General features: G+C 57.5%; 18 protein-coding genes. 8 read left to right on the top strand and 10 right to left on the bottom strand.

What is annotated here, in order from left to right; genetic code table 11:
- Positions 1 to 75: 75 nt before the first annotated feature.
- From Q1A43_RS15925 to Q1A43_RS15915, 3 genes are read right to left on the bottom strand one after another with little or no spacing between them, the layout of a single operon-like run.
- Complete coding sequence (locus tag Q1A43_RS15925; protein ID WP_299936780.1) at positions 76 to 1,098, bottom strand: ABC transporter substrate-binding protein; 1,023 nt, start codon at positions 1,096 to 1,098, stop codon at positions 76 to 78.
- Positions 1,077 to 2,441: a sensor histidine kinase gene (locus Q1A43_RS15920; RefSeq protein WP_299936778.1), complete on the bottom strand. Its 1,365-nt coding sequence runs from the start codon at positions 2,439 to 2,441 to the stop codon at positions 1,077 to 1,079. The genes Q1A43_RS15925 and Q1A43_RS15920 overlap by 22 nt, the downstream gene beginning before the upstream one ends.
- On the bottom strand, positions 2,438 to 3,103 hold the full coding sequence (locus tag Q1A43_RS15915; RefSeq protein ID WP_299922672.1) for a response regulator transcription factor: 666 nt from the start codon (positions 3,101 to 3,103) through the stop codon (positions 2,438 to 2,440). Before Q1A43_RS15915 ends, Q1A43_RS15920 begins: the two co-directional genes overlap by 4 nt.
- Before the next feature lie 110 nt (positions 3,104 to 3,213).
- Here Q1A43_RS15915 and Q1A43_RS15910 point away from each other — a divergent pair, with 110 nt between their 5' ends.
- The 7 genes from Q1A43_RS15910 to Q1A43_RS15880 all read left to right on the top strand — a co-directional run bounded on the left by Q1A43_RS15910 (position 3,214) and on the right by Q1A43_RS15880 (position 10,718).
- A complete protein-coding gene (locus tag Q1A43_RS15910; RefSeq protein ID WP_299922674.1) occupies positions 3,214 to 4,179 on the top strand; it encodes a tripartite tricarboxylate transporter substrate-binding protein in 966 nt (321 codons plus the stop codon).
- Positions 4,179 to 4,619, top strand: coding sequence for a tripartite tricarboxylate transporter TctB family protein (locus tag Q1A43_RS15905; RefSeq protein WP_299922676.1), 441 nt, complete (start codon positions 4,179 to 4,181; stop codon positions 4,617 to 4,619). Before Q1A43_RS15910 ends, Q1A43_RS15905 begins: the two co-directional genes overlap by 1 nt.
- A gap of 10 nt (positions 4,620 to 4,629) precedes the next feature.
- Complete coding sequence (locus Q1A43_RS15900; RefSeq protein ID WP_299936775.1) at positions 4,630 to 6,135, top strand: tripartite tricarboxylate transporter permease; 1,506 nt, start codon at positions 4,630 to 4,632, stop codon at positions 6,133 to 6,135.
- Positions 6,135 to 7,484 (top strand): acyclic terpene utilization AtuA family protein, encoded by a 1,350-nt coding sequence (locus Q1A43_RS15895; RefSeq protein ID WP_299936772.1) that lies wholly within the window; start codon positions 6,135 to 6,137, stop codon positions 7,482 to 7,484. Before Q1A43_RS15900 ends, Q1A43_RS15895 begins: the two co-directional genes overlap by 1 nt.
- Positions 7,481 to 7,780 (top strand): DUF4387 family protein, encoded by a 300-nt coding sequence (locus Q1A43_RS15890; protein WP_299922682.1) that lies wholly within the window; start codon positions 7,481 to 7,483, stop codon positions 7,778 to 7,780. The genes Q1A43_RS15895 and Q1A43_RS15890 overlap by 4 nt, the downstream gene beginning before the upstream one ends.
- A 90-nt stretch (positions 7,781 to 7,870) precedes the next feature.
- Positions 7,871 to 9,277, top strand: coding sequence for a glucuronate isomerase (uxaC, locus tag Q1A43_RS15885; RefSeq protein WP_299936769.1), 1,407 nt, complete (start codon positions 7,871 to 7,873; stop codon positions 9,275 to 9,277).
- 7 nt (positions 9,278 to 9,284) lie between these two features.
- Complete coding sequence (locus tag Q1A43_RS15880) at positions 9,285 to 10,718, top strand: mannitol dehydrogenase family protein (RefSeq protein ID WP_299936766.1); 1,434 nt, start codon at positions 9,285 to 9,287, stop codon at positions 10,716 to 10,718.
- A 312-nt stretch (positions 10,719 to 11,030) separates the two neighbouring features.
- Here the strand turns inward: Q1A43_RS15880 and Q1A43_RS15875 are convergent, their stop codons facing one another.
- Genes Q1A43_RS15875 through Q1A43_RS15865 form a run of 3 tightly spaced genes read right to left on the bottom strand, consistent with a single transcriptional unit; the run spans position 11,031 to position 13,923 of the window.
- Complete coding sequence (locus Q1A43_RS15875; RefSeq protein ID WP_299922688.1) at positions 11,031 to 11,792, bottom strand: SDR family oxidoreductase; 762 nt, start codon at positions 11,790 to 11,792, stop codon at positions 11,031 to 11,033.
- A complete protein-coding gene (locus tag Q1A43_RS15870) occupies positions 11,789 to 12,826 on the bottom strand; it encodes an alcohol dehydrogenase catalytic domain-containing protein (RefSeq protein WP_299936764.1) in 1,038 nt (345 codons plus the stop codon). Before Q1A43_RS15870 ends, Q1A43_RS15875 begins: the two co-directional genes overlap by 4 nt.
- A complete protein-coding gene (locus tag Q1A43_RS15865; RefSeq protein ID WP_299936762.1) occupies positions 12,823 to 13,923 on the bottom strand; it encodes a mandelate racemase/muconate lactonizing enzyme family protein in 1,101 nt (366 codons plus the stop codon). Before Q1A43_RS15865 ends, Q1A43_RS15870 begins: the two co-directional genes overlap by 4 nt.
- 227 nt (positions 13,924 to 14,150) lie before the next feature.
- On the opposite strand from Q1A43_RS15865, the gene Q1A43_RS15860 reads away from it, so the two are divergent.
- Positions 14,151 to 14,648 (top strand): winged helix DNA-binding protein, encoded by a 498-nt coding sequence (locus tag Q1A43_RS15860; RefSeq protein ID WP_299922693.1) that lies wholly within the window; start codon positions 14,151 to 14,153, stop codon positions 14,646 to 14,648.
- A 51-nt stretch (positions 14,649 to 14,699) separates the two neighbouring features.
- On the opposite strand, the gene Q1A43_RS15855 is transcribed toward Q1A43_RS15860, so the two are convergent.
- The 4 genes from Q1A43_RS15855 to Q1A43_RS15840 are packed head-to-tail and all read right to left on the bottom strand — an operon-like array spanning position 14,700 to position 17,887.
- Complete coding sequence (locus Q1A43_RS15855; RefSeq protein WP_299936760.1) at positions 14,700 to 15,377, bottom strand: DUF1194 domain-containing protein; 678 nt, start codon at positions 15,375 to 15,377, stop codon at positions 14,700 to 14,702.
- A complete protein-coding gene (locus Q1A43_RS15850; RefSeq protein WP_299936757.1) occupies positions 15,349 to 16,065 on the bottom strand; it encodes a DUF1194 domain-containing protein in 717 nt (238 codons plus the stop codon). Before Q1A43_RS15850 ends, Q1A43_RS15855 begins: the two co-directional genes overlap by 29 nt.
- Positions 16,032 to 16,460, bottom strand: a complete 429-nt coding sequence (locus tag Q1A43_RS15845; RefSeq protein WP_299936755.1) for a VOC family protein — start codon at positions 16,458 to 16,460, stop codon at positions 16,032 to 16,034. The genes Q1A43_RS15850 and Q1A43_RS15845 overlap by 34 nt, the downstream gene beginning before the upstream one ends.
- A gap of 56 nt (positions 16,461 to 16,516) precedes the next feature.
- A complete protein-coding gene (locus Q1A43_RS15840; RefSeq protein WP_299936753.1) occupies positions 16,517 to 17,887 on the bottom strand; it encodes a surface lipoprotein assembly modifier in 1,371 nt (456 codons plus the stop codon).
- Positions 17,888 to 17,889: the final 2 nt, after the last annotated feature.

Genomic DNA, 17,889 nt, shown 5'->3' with positions numbered 1-17,889 from the left:
CGCTTCTTCTTTCCCCAAATATCCCGGAGTGAATTGCCGCTTGCGGCAAGAGGGGCTGGCCCCTCCTGCATCAACCTATCTCTGCTCCAGCGAACTCTCCCAGTTGCGCAGGAAACTGGCGCGCTTGAGTTGATCCAAAAACACCAAAAGCCCCGGTCCAAACCGAATGGGACGCAGCGCAGTATTGGATTGAAACGAAGCGCTGTCGATTGCGGGCAACCCGGTGGCCGCGATCAAATCGGGGCGCTGGTTGTAGCTTAGCAAGAAATCAATCATCGCGCGCGCGCCGTCTTCATTTTCGACTGTTGCCGGGATTAGCGCGGTGCGTGACATGACATTGGTGAAATCGCTCATTTCCACAATGTGGAACCCCGGCATATCGACCGCCTGTGCCTCCGCATAGCTCCCCAGAACGTTATACGCCAAGGCGAGCCGCCCCTCGGCCACATCGCGGATCATGTCGCTCGAACAACAATAAAGCCGTGCATTCAAACGCCCCATTACCTCCATCAGACGCCAAAACGCCTCGGAATTGCGGCTGTCTTGGGTGGCCATCAAGTATCCAAACCCGGATCGACGCACATCATAGGTGCCGATTTTGCCATCAAACCGCTCTGGGCTGTCGCGCAGCATGGCGATGAGATCATCGCGGTTGCGTGGGGCTTCGCCTTTGCCAAAAAACGCGTCCGACACCACCAAAACCGCCGGCTCTTGGGTAAAGGCAAAAAGCTGGTCGCGCCATGTTGCCCAAGCAGGAAGGTTCACAATTGCCGGTTTATAAGTCACCGCATAGCCGTCATTGGCCAGCTTGGTTTGCAAATCCATCGCCGAGGAAATCGCCACGTCAAAGCCCGCACCTTCATCATAGATCGCTTGCATCACATCCGATGTTCCGGTGACGGTATAATCAATGCTGACACCCGGATAGGCGGTTTGAAAAGCCTGCAACACCGGTTCAAAAACTGCCAAATCCGCAGTGGAAATCACCCGCAAAACCGATAATTCAGGCTCGGCTCGGTAAAACCGTTGATCCTCGATTTCAAAGGCCTGAACCACCGTCGCAATCAGGGTCGCGATTAGAAAACCAATGATACGCATGCGCCGCCCCCGTCCCCGTTTTCTGCAATCTCCAACCGCCCACCATGCACCCGTGCCACCTCATCCGCGATGGTCAGCCCAAGACCGGACCCAACAACATCACCAACATTGCCGCCGCGCGTGTATCGTTTGGTGATTTGCTCCGGATCGGCCCCGCCAAAGCCACGCCCTTGATCCGAAATTTCAAGCCGGATCACATCGCCCTGCGTCAGGCGCACCGAAATATCGCTCTCGTCCGGCGAATATTTGATGGCGTTGTCGAGAATGTTCTGCATGGCCGCCTGTAGCAAAATTCCGTCGCCTTGAATGGTCACCGGGTTAAGCGGCAAATCGCGATCCACGGCAATATCCTTTAGCTCAGCAGTTGGCCCCAAACGGTCACAGGTTTCGGTGACCAGCGCGCGCAGGTCCAGCACATCGCGCGCCAGACTATCGGCGCGAAAGGTCACCATCGCATGGTCAAGCATCTGCCCCGCCGAGCGGGAGCTTTCGTCGATGGCCCGGATCATCTCGCGGATCGCTTGTTTGTGCTCTGGTTTGTTAAGCTTTCGATGGGTGATCTCCGCCTGCGCGCGCACCGTGGCCAAAGGCGTGCGCACCCGGTGCGCGGCCTCGGTGATGAAATCTTCGGTCCGCGACAAGGACGCGCGCAGCCGCCCCATGAATGAATTCAGCGCCTCTACCAAAGGCACCAGTTCCTCTGGGGTTTGTGCCCGCACCGGGCGCAAATCGCCGGGGCCGCGCCGGGTCATTGACCCTGTCATCCGGCTGATCGGGGCAAGGGCTGAGTTCGCCGCCCAAAGGCTAAGCGCCGTTGCCAAAAGCAAAAACACAAGGCCAACCCCGGTCGCGGTTAGGGTGATTTGTCGTGAAATCGCCTCAAGCCCAAGGCGGGTTTGCGCCACGGTGATTACGGCGGTTGTCGCATTGGTCGCCGGGCCGATCCGACGTGACACCGACACCATGCGCACCGCTTCGCCACGATACTCCAGCGTCGTCAACACCCGTGCACCCAGCAATGGCACCAGATCAGGCAGGGGCAAATCTTCATACCCTGTTAGGGTCATTCCGGCGACGCTAACCCGGTAAAATACCCGATCTTGGTTAATGGTGCCCAGCATGGACAGCGCCGAGTATGGCAAGTCGAGCGTCACACCATCGCCTTCGCTGCGCAGACTATCGGCGATGGCGGTGGCCGAGGCGGTCAAAATATCGTCCTGCGTGCCCTCGGCGGCGCGTTCCGCCACGCCGCGCACCACCAAAATGAACACCAACGACAGGATCGCCGCCACCCCGGCTAGCTGAAAAAATAACCGTCTGCGGATCGAGCCATGCGCCTTCACGCGGGCACCATCCGATAGCCCAATCCGCGCACGGTTTCGATTCTCGTTCCCGATCCCTCAAGCCGTTTTCGCAGCCGCCCGACATAGACCTCAATCGCGTTTTCCGACGCCTCGTCAGACAATGAAAACAGCCGGTCCATCAGATGTGATTTGGCAAAAACCTGGCCGGGGGCGTTGAAAAACACCTCCAGCAATCGCAACTCTCGGTTGCGAAGGGCAATCACCTTGGTCCCGAATCGAAGCTCGGCACTGGCCGAATCAAGCACCGTCCCTTCATAGGTCTTTTGGTTGTCAGCGGCCCCGCCCTGACGCCGCAAAACCGCCCGGCATCGCGCCTCAAGCTCGGAAAAATCGAAAGGTTTGGTGATATAATCATCCGCCCCAAGGTCGAGTAATCCAACCCGATCTGACACCGCAGAACGCGCCGTGACCACAATCACCGGTACCCGTTCCTTGGCCTGTCTGTGGCGTTCCAAAAATGTCCTGCCATCGCCATCTGGCAACATAATATCAAGCAAAATCAAATCAAAAGACGCCACCGCCATCAAATCATCCGCCGCCTCAAGCGTGTCGGCATGATCCACTGCATGGCCATCCAGCTGCAAGCGCTCGACGATATTGGCCGCCAGCTGCATGTTATCTTCGATCAGCAGAAATCGCATCCGGGGGCCTTTTTCGCCAAGTTTTGAGGGGGTGACAGGTTGATGTCAGGTTCAGAGGATTTGCTCAAAGCATGGGCGGATCAAACCGCCATGTCAAACGGGAGGAAACCATGACAAAACGTCTTTTCAAGGCGCTGATGACCAGTGCGGTTTTGACTGCTACTGCAACCACCGCTTTTGCAGCTGAGTGCATCGCGCCTGCCAACCCCGGCGGTGGCTGGGATTTCACATGCCGTCAAATCGGTAAAATCATGCATGACATCGGTGCCGTCGACAAACCTGTTCAGGTTACCAACATGGCCGGTGCCGGTGGTGGTCTTGCCTTCAACCACGTTGTGTCCGAGCGCGGCTCTGACGCTGATCTGATTGTTGCTGCGTCCTCTGCGACCTCGACCCGTCTGGCGCAAAACGCCTATGCCGGCATGACCGCCGATCAGGTGCGTTTCGTTGGTGCCATTGGTGCCGATCCCGGCGTGATCGTTGTGGCCGCCGATAGCCCATACCAGTCGCTGACTGATCTGGTTGACGCGATCAAAGCCGAGCCGGGCAAAATCGCCTTTGCCGGTGGTTCCGCCGTTGGTGGCTTTGACCACATCAAACCTCTGATGGTTCTTCAACGCGCCGGTGTGACCGACGTCAAAGCGATCAAATACATCGGTGTTGACGGTGGTGCGGACGCGATCACCCAAACCGTGGGTGGCTTCACCGCGGCGATGACTGGCGATATGTCTGAAATCGTTGGCTTCCTCAAATCCGGTGACGTGCGCGCCATCGCGGTTCTGACCGAAGAGCGTGTGCCGGGCTTTGAAGACATCCCAACCGCCAAAGAGCAAGGTTTGGACGTTGTCGCCGTGAACTGGCGTGGTCTTTATGTGCCAAAAGACATCTCGGATGATGACTTCAACATGTGGGCCGAGCGTCTGCAAAAAGTTGCAGATTCCGCCGAGTGGCAAGAAGCCATGGCCGCAAACGGCCTTGCGCCCTTCACCAAAGTTGGTGGGGATTTCCAATCTTATGTTGACGGTGTTGTCGAAGAAATTCGCACCCTGTCCAAAGAGATCGGGGTGATCCAGTAATGGCCTCTGACCGCATCTTCGGAGCGGTCGTGACACTGATTGCACTGGCGTATATCGCCAGTGCAACACAGATCCAGACCAGCTTCATGGCCGACCCGGTTGGCCCGAAAACCTTTCCGATCCTAGTGGGCGCAGTGGCCGCCATTTGCGGGATCATCATGTGCCTCAAACCTGACGAAGACCCAGATTGGCCCGAACTGGCAACGCTCGGATCGCTCTTGATCGCCGTTGTTGTGCTTGTGGCCTATGCCTATGCGCTCAAACCTTTGGGCTTTATCCTTCCGACCGCCATCACGGCGGCGATCCTGAGTTATCAGATCAACCCGCGCCCGGCCCATGCCGCGATGGCCGGGGTTGGCCTTTCGCTAGGCCTCTTTGTGATCTTCAAATTCGCACTTGGTCTTAGCCTGTTTGGCTTGCCCAAGTTTGTGACTGGCTAGGGGCCAAATCATGGAATTGCTGTCTAATCTGGCGATCGGTTTCGACATCGCCCTGTCTCCCTTTACCCTGATGTTGGCCGTTTTCGGCTGTTTCATCGGCACAATTATCGGCGCGTTGCCGGGCCTTGGCCCCTCTAACGGCGTCGCCATTCTGATCCCGCTGACCTTTTCGATGGGGCTTGATGCCACCTCGGCCCTCGTCCTGATGACGGCCGTTTATTATGGTGCGATGTATGGCGGGCGGATCAGCTCGATCTTGCTCAACATCCCGGGTGATGAACCGGCGCTAATGACCACGCTTGACGGATACCCGATGGCCAAACAAGGCCGCGCCGGTGATGCGCTGGTGATCTCGGGCGTCGCGTCTTTTGTCGGTGCCTTTCTGTCGACCATCGGCTTGATGCTTCTGGCGCCGATCTTGGCGGGTATCGCGTTTCTCTTTGGGCCTGCTGAATATTTCGCGCTCTACCTGCTGGCATTTGCCACGCTGGGCGGCATCGGATCGAACAACCAAGCCAAGGCGGCGATTGCCTCCTGTATCGGTCTTGGCATTGCGATGATCGGCGTCGATAACAACTCGGGCATGCCGCGTCTGACCGGGGGTAATCTGCACCTTTATGACGGCATCGACTTCCTCGTCGCCATCGTGGGCCTGTTCGCCATTGCCGAAGTCTTCTTCTTCATCGAAAGCCACGGCAAGAACACCTCGATCGGTGTGAAATTGGACAAAGTCACCATCCCGGTCAAAGAAATCATGGGGTCAATGGTGACTATGGTTCGCTCGTCTGTGGTCGGCTTTGTGGCCGGTGTTTTGCCGGGGGCAGGGGCCTCGCTTGGGTCTTTCTTGGCCTATATGACCGAAAAATCCATCGCCGGTGAAAAGGGTGGTTTCGGCACAGGCGTCGCCAAGGGCGTCGCCGCACCCGAGGCCGGGAACAACGCCGCCGCCGGTGGCGCGCTTGTGCCGATGTTGACGCTGGGTGTGCCCGGCTCTGGCACCACCGCCGTTCTTCTGGCGCTGTTGATGACGCTCAACATCACGCCGGGTCCAACCCTGTTTACCGACCGGCCCGAAGTGGTCTGGGGCCTCATCGCCTCGCTCCTCATCGCCAACTTTGTGCTGCTGTTGATGAACGTGCCGATGGTCAAAATCTTTGTCAAAATCCTGATGGTTCCGCCATGGGTCTTGCTTCCTGGGGTGACCATGGTGTCCTTCGTCGGGATCTATTCCCTCTCAGGAAGCTACTTTGATCTGGTGTTGATGGTCGCCTTTGGTCTGCTCGGCTGGGTGTTGCGCAAACTCGACGTGCCAACCGTGCCAATCATCCTTGGCATCCTTCTGGGTGGCAACATGGAAGACGCACTTCGTCGCGCCATGGTTCTTTCGGACGGCGATTGGACCTATCTGTTTAGCTCTGGCATCTCAATCGGGTTGTGGACTGTCGCTGTGCTTGGCTTTGTTGCGCCAATGTTCCTGCGCCGCTTCCTCACCAAACCACAAAGGGTCTCTGACTGATGGTCAAAGTTCTTATCCCATCCGGGGCGCTTGGCCTTGGCTATGACCGCGCGGCTCTGTCGCGCGGGATCGCCGCCAAACCCGATATCATCGCAATCGACGGGGGGTCCACAGACAGTGGGCCCCACTACCTTGGCACCGGCACCTCGAAATATTCGCGCAATTCCACCCGCGCCGAATGGGCTGAGCTGATGGAGGCCCGCGCCCAAGCTGGTGTGCCGCTGATCATTGGCACCGCAGGCACCTGCGGGGCGGATTCAGCCGTCGACTGGCTTGTCGATATCACCCGTGAAATCGCGGCTGAACGGGGCGAAAGCCTCAAACTCGCCGTGCTCAAAAGCGGTCAATCCGCGGACATGTTGGTCGAGGCTCTCGAAAAGGGCCGCATCACTGACCTCCCCGCCGCGCCAGAGATCAGCGCCGACATCCTGCGCAACTGCACCAATATCGTCGCCCTCGCTGGGGCCGAACAAATCCAAGCCGCGCTTGATACCGGGGCCGATATCGTCATCGCCGGGCGCACCACAGACACGGCGATTATCTCTGCGCTGCCGCTTGCGCGCGGCTGTCACGCCGGGGGCGCATGGCACGGGGCCAAGATCGGCGAATGTGGGGCGCTGGCCACCACAAGCCCGAACTCCGGCACCATTCTGATCGACTTTGACGCCGACGGTTTCACTATGACCCCAATGGGGGACGAGGCCCGCGCCACGCCGCACACCGTTTCGGCGCATATGCTCTACGAGAACTCCGACCCTTACATCCTCTATGAACCCGGCGGGTATTTGGACGTGCGCGGCGCAACCTATACTGCGCTCGATGATCGCTCTGTGCGCGTCACCGGAAGCACATGGGTCCCCTCTGACACCTATACTGTCAAACTCGAAGGGGCGCGTCAGGCCGGGTTCCAAACCGTCTCGCTTGCCCTTGTCCGTGATGCCCGCTATGTTGAACACATCAATGCATGGTGCGACGATATCGTCGAAAAATGCACCGCCAAGGCGCAGGCGCGTGTTGGCGGAGAGTTCAACATCGAACTGCGGGTGATCGGCCAAAACGCAACGCTCGGCGCGCTCGACAACCATGCAACAATCGGCACCGAACTGGGCGTCATGGGCATTGTCACCGCCGAAACCGAAGCGTTAAGCCGCGAAGTCGCCAAGATGCTTAACCCCTACCTCTTGCACCATCCACTGACCGAACAAGAGGAAATGCCAACCTTTGCCTTTCCCTTTTCGCCACCCGAAATGCCACGCGGCGCGATCCACGAATTCTGCCTCAACCACGTGCTAGAGCTGGACGATCCCATGCAGGCGTTCCGCCTCACAACCGAGGAGATCGGCGCATGACCCGACTTGCTGACATCGTTCCCAAAATCCGCTCCAAGAACGCCGGACCGTTTTGGCTAACTGTCGACATCTTTTGCGGTAACGCTAACGTTTTTGATCGCGTTAGCGCTGCAATTCATAGCGAAAAGGTTGCTGAACTATTTCAAATGCAACAGGATCAGTTGAAACGCTTTGACATATCTGACCTTCATGTCGTCAAATTCAGCCTGCCGCGCCCACAGGTGCAGGGGGTACAGGCTGATCGTGATATGCATGGGGCGTCGTTTGCTAACCTATTGGCCGAATTGGACATCTGACACAAAGTCGTTCCCGCGTCACTTTGACAAGGCTAACAGACTAACATATCAGTTCCCCTGCGCTCACTTCTGCGACAGGACTGTCCCACCATGCCATTGAACGACCCCGACCGTCTCTTCCCCTATGACGATGCGTTGCGCGGGCTTGCCCGCGTGATCTACGGATCCATCAAAGACCTTCCGATCCTAAGCCCCCACGGCCATTGCGATCCACGTTGGTTTGCCGAAAACAAACGCTTTCCCAACCCGGCCGAACTCTTTGTGACGCCCGATCACTATGTGTTTCGGATGTTGGTATCCCAAGGCGTTTCGATGGACGACCTGGGCATTCCACGTATTGATGGCGGAGCTATTGAACAGGACCCGCGCAAGATTTGGCGGCTCTTTGCCAAGCATATCAACCTGTTTCGTGGCACCCCGTCAGGGATATGGCTCAACCATTCCTTTGAACATGTCTTTGGCTTCCTTGAGCCGCTGACCGCCGACAATGCCGATGAATATTACGATCACATCGACAGCACCTTGGCGATGGATCAATTCCGCCCGCGTGCGATGTTTGATCGGTTCAAAATCGACTGCCTCGCCACCACAGAAGGGGCGTTGGACGACCTGCGTTGGCACAAACAAATCATCGAAAGCGATTGGTCGGGGCGGGTGATCACCACTTATCGTCCGGACGCGGTTGTTGACCCGGAATTCGAAGGGTTCGACGCCAACATCGACGCTTTCGGGGCCCTAACCGGCGAAGACATTGCCACTTGGGCGGGCTATCTCAACGCGCATCGAATCCGCCGCGCCTACTTCCGCGACCATGGGGCCACTGCTACCGATCATGGCCACCCAAGCGCTCGGACCGAGGACCTTCCGCAGGATGAGGCCGCCGCTCTTTACGCCAAAATCCTAACCGGCGATTTCACCGCTGACGAGGCCGATGCCTTCCGTGGTCAGATGCTCACCGAAATGGCGCGGATGAGCGTTGAAGACGGCATGACCATGCAAATTCATGCCGGCTCAACCCGCAACCATAGCGCGCAAGTCTTTGCCAGCCATGGACGCGACAAAGGGTTTGATATTCCGCGCCGCTGTGATTTCGTTGATGCGTTGAAACCGATGCTTGATGCGGTTGGGATGGAACCTGATCTCACCATCCTGTTGTTTACGCTGGATGAAACCACCTATGGTCGTGAACTCGCGCCGCTGGCCGGGGCCTATCCGGCCCTGAAACTCGGCCCGGCATGGTGGTTCTTTGATAGCGCCGAAGGCATTCGCCGTTACCGGGAATTCACCACGGAAACCTGTGGGTTTTACAACACCGCCGGTTTCAACGATGACACCCGCGCCTTTTGTTCGATTCCGGCACGCCATGATGTGTCCCGCCGTGTTGACGCCAGCTATCTGGCCGAACTTGTCGCCACCGGCCGTCTGAACGAAGACGAAGCCCTTGATCTAGCGCGCGTTCTGACCACCGATCTGGTGAAATCCGCCTATAAACTCTGAGGCCTCTATGAACACCGTCCCCCGTTTGACCCGCCAAACCTCTGCGCCCAAGCCGGGGATTGTTCATCTTGGGCCGGGGGCGTTTTTTCGGGCGTTCAACGCGATTTATACCGCTGATGCCATGGCTGTTGACGGTGGCGATTGGGGCATCATCGCCGTCTCCTTGCGATGCCCTACGGCGCGTGACCAATTGGGGCCGCAGGGCGGAGTTTTCACCGCCATCAACATGGCCCCTGATGGGGCGCAATACCGTCAGATTGACAGCATCGTTGACGTTTTGGTCGCCCCGGAAAAACCCGGCGCAGTGATCGATGCGATGGTGGCCGCGACCACGCATATCGTGTCCCTCACCATCACTGAAAAGGGCTATTGCCATGCGCCGTCGACGGGTGCGCTTCAGCTGGATCACCCTGATATTCAACATGATTTGGTCAATCCCTCTGCGCCAAAATCGGCCCCCGGTTTCCTTGTCGAGGCTTTGGCGCGTCGCCGCGCGGCCGGGCATGCCCCCTTTACGGTGCTGAGCTGTGACAACCTTCCAGACAATGGTCATTTGGCCCGCAAAATTGTAATTGCATTGGCAAAAGAACGTGACCCTGAACTGGCCGATTGGATCGCCCAAAACGTTCCGTTTCCCGCGACTATGGTGGATCGGATCACCCCCGCCACCACCGATGCCGACATTTCTGCGCTTGCCGAAGCACAGGGTTATCAAGACCCGGCTTGCGTTGCCCATGAACCGTTTCGTCAATGGGTGATTGAAGATACTTTCGCCGGTCCGCGCCCCGCTTGGCAGGCTGCCGGGGCGCAGTTTGTCGGCGATGTTGCCGCACATGAGGCGATGAAATTGCGCTGTTTGAACGGCACCCATTCGGCGCTGGCTTACCTCGGGTACCTTGGCGGGCATGAAACCATTTCCGACACGGTGGCCGATCCGGATTATGCGCGCTTTGTCCAACATCTTTGGGCAGAGGAAATCTTGCCTGCCGTGGTTCAGCCCGAGGGCGAGGATCTAGCGGCCTATACGGCGGCGCTTTTGGAGCGCTATCGCAATCCATCCATCCGCCATCGGACGTGGCAAATCGCTATGGATGGTTCGCAAAAACTCCCGCAACGTCTGCTTGGAACCATCTCGGAAAACCTCGCCGCTGGTCGTGACTGTTCGGGCTTGATGCTCGTTGTGGCGGGGTGGATGCGCTATGTTGGTGGTGTGGATGAGGTCGGCGCGGCGATTGATGTGCGCGACCCCTTGGCGGATCGGCTTCGCACAGCTTCGGATTCTGCGCCAGATGCCGCTGGCAAAGTCGCGGCGCTTTTAGCGATGCGCGATGTCTTTGATCAGGAGCTGGCAGAGACCCCAAGCTTTCAGGCAGGTGTCTCGGCGGCCTATACATCGTTGATGGATCACGGGGCCAAGGTTTGTGTGGCAGCGATTGCTTAGCGGTTAGCTAAACAGCCACCATAAAACGCTTCCCCAAAATCCAATCGCAAACACAACTCCGATAGGGACCCACCATCCGTGTGGTAACTCTTGAGTGTTTCCCCGTTTGACCTCGGCCGGTTGGGCGTGGGTCGGAGACGCTTGCGTCCCGTCATAATACGAGGCAGGTAGGGAAACCGCAGTGGTGGACAGGTTGTTTTGCACGAAATTCCCCTATGATTGCTCGTGTCACTTTAGCAACCATAGGGTGAATTTTTGGTTAACGGTATGGTCTATTCCGTATAGGGGTTGACGCGAATGGGCATCAAAACCTTAACGCCCCATCCAGCCGCCATCGACGACCAAGACCTCACCATTCACATAGTCAGAAGCCTTTGACGCTAGGAACACGGCTGGGCCGCCGAAGTCCGCTGGTGTGCCCCAACGACCTTGGGGAATCCGTCCCAAAATCGCCTCTGATCGCTCCGGATCATCTTGTAATGCTTGGGTATTGTCTGTGGCGATATAGCCCGGCGCGATGGCGTTCACGTTCACGCCTTTGCCCGCCCATTCATTGGCCAAAGCCTTGGTCAACTGACCAATGCCGCCCTTAGAGGCCGCATAGCCGGGCACTGTGATACCGCCCTGAAAGGTTAACAGAGAAGCAGTGAAGATGATCTTGCCGCTACCACGTTCAATCATGCCGCGGCCAATTTCCCGGCTCAACACAAACTGCGCCGACAGGTTGACCTCAATCACCTCATCCCACCACTCATCCGGGTGTTCGGCGGCGGGTTTGCGTTTGATGGTTCCGGCGTTGTTGACCAGAATATCCGCCTTAACCCCATCAGCTTCTAGTTGAGCCGCCAAGCCGCGCACCGCAGCGCGATCACTGAAATCACACTGATACGATTTGAACGACCGGCCCATCGCCGTAACCGCCTGTTCCACCTCGGAACCGGGGGCCAATGTGGCCGAAACCCCAACAATATCGGCCCCAGCGGCGGCCAATGCTTCGGCCATCCCCCGGCCAATACCGCGTTTGGCACCGGTGACAATTGCGGTCTGGCCGCTTAGATCAAACATCTGGCTCATACGTCTTTTCCTACTTTAATCAGGCTTTTCATCGCGGTTGGGTTGCGATCAAGCGCCTCAAACGCGGCTTGGATGTCATCCAAAGGCGCAACATCGGTGATAAAGGTCTCGGCATCGACACCGCCCGAGGCGATGATCGCAATCGCCTTTTCATAATCTTCGGGTTCGTAAACCCGCACGCCGACCAGCTTCAGCTCGCGCCAGAAGAACTGGAACATATCGACCGTTGGCTTTTGCGCGTGGATGGCGACCATAACAATGCGCCCGCGCGTCGCCGCCACAGTGGTCATCGCGTCAACGCCCGGCTGGCTGCCAGACACCTCAAATACCACTTCGGCCCCTTTGCCGCCGGTGCGGGCATTCACAAACTCGACCAGATCGGTCTCGATGGGGTTCACCGTGTCAAACCCCATCTTTTGCGCAATCGCCAGACGGTTTGGATTGACCTCGGAGATCACAACATTGCCCCCGGCGTCGCGGGCCACCATGGCCACAAGAACCCCAATCGGGCCGCCGCCGATAACAACAACGTCTTCGCCTTCTTTCAAATCCGATAGGCGCACGTCATGACATGCTACCGCCACCGGTTCGATCAGAGCGGCGTGATCCAGACGCATATCATCGGGCAAGGCATGGACAGTATGCGCCGGAACAACCCAGATTTCCTGCATCGCGCCATCGGTATCAATGCCAAGGAATTTCAGCTTGTGACAGATATGGGTATGGCCGGCTTCACAGGCGGGGCACTCGCCACAGTGATCCAGCGGTCGCACCACGACCTTTTCGCCAAGGTCAAAACCTTCGACGCCTTCGCCCACCGCTTCGACGACGCCAGACATTTCATGGCCGATGATGCGGCTTTCGCCGACGCGGGCATCCATATTGCCGTGATAGATATGCATGTCGGTGCCGCAGATGCCGCAATAGGCGATGCGGATCGCAACTTCGCCGTCACCCGGCAGGGGCGAGGGCGCAGGTTCAACCACAAAGCTTTTGTTGCGGCGGTAATAGGCGGCGTTGATTTGGTTGCTCATGCGTGATGCTCCTGATGGGCGGCGTGGAGTTTGTCCCAGTTAAATGTGACCCCGATACCGGGCACGTTGGGGGCGACGGCCAGATGGTTTTCCACCACCAGCGGCCGGGTTGTGTATTGGTCAATCGGGAAACTATGCACCTCGAGCCACCCGCCGTTGGGCTGGGCCGAGACAAGGCTGACCTGCAATTCCTGCATCCCGTGGCTACAGACCGGGATATTGTGTTTGCGGCTCAGGTCGGCGACCTGAAGCCATCCGGTGATGCCGCCGCAATTGCTGGCATCGGGTTGGATGTAGCTGAGCTTGGCATCGTCAAAGGCGTATTCGAATTCATGGATGGTATGCAGGTTCTCACCCATCGCCAACGGCATGCCGGTGGCCTCGGCAATCGTGCCAAAGCCTTTGTAGTCGTCGGGGATGGTTGGTTCTTCGAACCACGTAATGTCCTGATCCTTGATTGCATCGGCCAAGGCAATCGCCTGATCAACGCTCAGCGCATAGTTGGCATCGATCATAAAGGTTACATCGGGTCCGATTAGATCGCGCACCGCTTTGATGCGGGCGATGTCTTCGGCGGGGTCGGGTTTGCCGATCTTGATTTTGACGGCGTTAAACCCGGCGTCCAAATAGCCCTGAATATTCTTGAGCAATTTCGGCAAAGGGAAGTTCAGATCAATGCCACCGGCATAGGCCTTGCAGCGATCCGAAGCGCCGCCTGCCATCTGCACCAAAGACTGGCCCGTGGCCTTGCCGCGCAGATCCCAGAGCGCGATATCCACAGCCGAAATGGCGAAACTGGCGATGCCGCCGCGGCCAACATAGTGAATGTGCCATTGCATGGCTTCATACAATGTTTCGATGTCACCAGCGTCCTGACCGATCAAAAACGGCGCAAGATCATGGTCAATCATGGCGGCAATCGCCCGCCCACCTTTGCCACCAGTATAGGTGTAACCGGTGCCGGTTTGCCCATCATCGGTGCGAATCGTTGCCGTAATAAGCTCAAAATGCGTGTGATCGCCGTGTTTTGCGTCGCTCAGCACCTCTTCCAGAGGCACATCAAACACCTGAACATCGATAGAATTGATCCGCGCCATGGCGACTCCCCCCAAGATTCCCCTCCGAATCTGGTATACCATTTTTTAAGGGGGTGCAATTCTGGTATACCATTTAACGGAAATTTTCGGTTTTGGTAAGATTTGGCGCGGTTTATGTTAATAATCGACCAAATTAGATCGCATTTTCACGGTCTTCGATGTGGTTTAACGCAATATTGGTTTTTTTCTACAAATCTCCGTTCGAACGATCACAGGCGGAGAAAGATATGAGCATTCATTCGTCCATGGAAAACAAGTCCGATCAGGGCTTCATGGCGAGCTATCTTGATGCACTCGGGCTGGTGGAACGACTCCACCGACTATTGCTTGATGTCATCAAGGATGAGTTCGAAAGACTAGGTATTATCGACGTGAACGCGGTACAGGCTTTGCTGCTGTTCAACATCGGTGAAAACGAAGTGACGGCGGGCGAGCTTAAATCGCGCGGCTACTATCAGGGCAGCAATGTAAGCTACAACCTGAAGAAGCTGGTCGAGATGGGCTATATGCATCACCAACGCTGCGAAATTGATCGCCGCTCGGTGCGTGTGCGTCTGACCCAGCGCGGTCGCGAGATTTGCGACATCGTCGAAGAACTGTTTTCGCGCCATGCCGACGGGCTACAGTCTAAGGCGGTGTTGAACACAGATGGTATTGACGAAATCACCACGGCGCTGCGCCGGGTGGAACGTTACTGGACCGATCAGATTCGGTACATCTACTGACTGCCACACGCCCTCAGACGCGCGTTCCAGAACCGGACGGGCAAGGGCGGGTTATGGATTGCGAGACAGGACCAGAACGGTCAGCTCGCGTTTCAACTTGCGGCTCATGGCGGATTGATAGTCGTCAAATCCGGTCGCAACTTCGACAAAGGCATCTGCACCTTGAATAACATATGTCCGAAAATAGGCGCTTAGCGCTGAGACTTCGGTTTCCTGACTATCCCCCCCAATCACCAACCCATTTATTGTGACACCCGGCGGGGTCACGTCCTGAGGTCGTGGACCAGTATTGGACTCCCCGTCACCAGAAATGTCGAGTACGTGGCGCCAGCATGTTGGGTGTTGCGCCAATAGGGTTGCGCCAAAGGCTTTGGACCGTCCTAACGCGGTTGATGGTTCGCGCAAGGCCCGACCGGTATTGGTCAAACGCGTTGCTATCTGGGCCAAATCCTCACGACTGCGAATCTCTGTCCAGCGCTGCACGATCCGCTGAGACGTCGGGCCGCTCCATTCGTAAATCACCAGACGGGCAGGGGCGTCGGGCATACTCAGAAAGGCCGCGACCACCTCTGGATCCAACAAGGCACCGGCCAACCCATCTAGCTGCAATCGATATTCGCGCTCATCAACAGAGCCCGACACATCAAGTCCAAGGGCCAAGGCCTGCCGACAATCGGCCTGAGCCATCCCGGCCCAAAGACTAATCGCGATCCAGAGCCAGCGCCGCATCCCCAACCACCCGTGTTTCAATTTCACGATAAAGCTTGCGTGTCATCGCCCGCTCATACCCCGCATAGCCCTGCGCGGTTTCAATAAACGCGCCGGGGCCGTGCAACACCTCATAGGTGAAATGATCGACCACATCCGGATCGGCCCCCAGAACCGCCAGCGCATTCACCGTGATACCCTCAAACGGAAAGTGTTTATACGCTAACTCGGGCCAGAACCCGTCATTGGTGATCCCGTCACCCGAGAGGTCAATAACTTTACGATCACACGCGGGCGCGCGCGCCATCACCCCGGCCCCATAGCCAAGCGCATAACCCAAAGCCGTTGGAAATTTGTGATTTGACCGCGTGGCCTGCAACACATGGGCGGCGGCGGCATCAACATCCGCCTCCGAACGCAGCATGACCCAATCCAAGATCACCTTGGATTGCCGACGCCCGCTCCATTCATAGATCGCCAGAGCAATACCGCCGCCCTGAACAATCGCACCTTTGACATCATCAGATCGCAGCGCCGCGGCAAGGCCATTGCGCTGCAAAACATATTCATCGGCATCCACGGACGAAGACACGTCCTGCGCCAAAACCAACGCCAGCGGACAAGCCTGCGCCATGGTCCCAAGGGACCAAAGCGCAAATGCTGCCGCTGTGCGGATCACCAGTGACCCACGTTTTCCATGCTGGTCCAAGGTTCCGCAGGTTCCAGCGCCTCACCTTCTTGCAAAAGCTCAACCGACACGTTGTCGGGCGAGCGGACAAAGGCCATGCGCCCGTCACGCGGCGGGCGGTTGATCACCACGCCATTGTCCATAAGATGCTGACACGCCTCATAAATATTGGGCACAGAGTAAGCCAGATGGCCAAAATGGCGCGAATCCGACGGCAATTCGTCATCACCGTCCCAGTTATAGGTAAGCTCAACCGGGCAATCTTCTTGGCCTTCGGGGGCCATAAAGATCAGTGAAAAACGTGCTTCTTCAACGTCGTGACGGCGGGTCTCTTTCAGACCCAGCAATTTGTAAAACGCCATCGAGGCCTCAAGGTCTTTGACCCGGACCATGGTGTGCAAGTAACGGATACCCATTGGAAATTCCCCTCATTTGCCGCGACTCACACTGTGTGAGCGCAAACAATCCGGCCTCAGAATACCGATTTGATGCCAAGCCGCAAATCAGTACTTTCCGTTTCGTAAATCCCGTAATTTGACCCCCGATCACGGTAGGTTAGCCCGATTTCCGGGGCAAACCCGTAAAAATCGACCTTGGGCAAAAGCACATCAATCGACGCGCTCCATTCCTGATCGTGGCGGGTCATGTCGGTCAGGAAGGAAAACGGCGCATTGTCATAATCAATATCGCGATAGCTCAGCGCGACGCGGGGCAACATGCCCTTGATGGGCCGCGCTTTGGAAAAGCTAAGCCGCGCCCCCTTGGTTTCGTTGGCGACCATATAAAGGTCGGAATTTGTGTCACTAAACCAGGTGTCAAACCGCAATCGACCGCTGTTGAATTGCTTGCCGATGGCCACTCCAAATTCGCTTGTGTGTAGGTCACGATCCTTGGCCTGAACCAAGGTTTCGTGACGCCATTCGGCCCGCGTGCTCATGGTGAGGCCGGGGGCCAGCATCCGGCCATAAAACAGTCGCAGCGCCGCGACATTGGAAAACCCTTCGCCGCGCCGCATGTTGTGTTTCAAATCAACCCCAGCAGTGGCCAGCCAACCGGTTTTGCCGCGCGCTTCGTAGTCGAGCGACACGCCAAAACTGTCTTCGCGATAGTCATTGTTTTCTGCGTTCGGGTCAATCTTGCGGGCATCATCGCTAAGCTCGGCGCGGGTGACTTCGATATCGGCGCCAAACTTCAATCGGCTGGTCCGGCTTAGTGGCACGCGATAGCTGAAATCGGCCTTAAGTCCATAGCGCAGCCCGCTAAGTGGCCGGGTGCCGGGAAACACCGTGATGCCGTTGATATCGGTGCTCTCGTTTTTGGCCCCGCCATTCAAATTGTCCGAAGGCTCAAAGGTTAGCGCAAGGTTGAGCCGCCAGGGCGTCGCCCGGCGCACCCGGCGCAAATCATGCACCGCCGCGCCGCGCATCTGATCTTCGGGGGCGATATGGGCGGCACGGCGTAGCCAGTATTGCGCGACGCCTTTTTGCCCGTTCGACGCCGAAGTCCCGGCCTGAACCATCGCGGCAAAAAACTTGTCTCGCTCGGTTTCCGATGTCCGCCACGCCAGTTTCGCCGATCGGCGTGCGTCTTGGTGCTTGCCCAATTCCTGCAAGGCCCGCGCCTTGAGCAACAGCCCCTGAACATCGCCCGGCGCACCCAAAAGCACGCCTTCGGCCAAGATCAGCGCCGCCTCGGGTTCCCCAATCTGCAACATCTTTGCCGCTGCCGCGCGCGCCTCGTCCAAAGACAGGCGCACTTCTTGGGCAAAGGAAATTTGGGTGCTCGCGGCGACAAAGGCGCAGGTTAACGCCAGTCGCCGCAGCAAGGGGAGGAGCATTCGCATCG

Source organism: uncultured Pelagimonas sp., from assembly GCF_947498515.1.
Taxonomy (GTDB): domain Bacteria; phylum Pseudomonadota; class Alphaproteobacteria; order Rhodobacterales; family Rhodobacteraceae; genus Pelagimonas.
The sequence above is the reverse complement of the archived record's forward strand: the minus strand, read 5'-3'. Positions and strand labels throughout refer to the sequence as shown.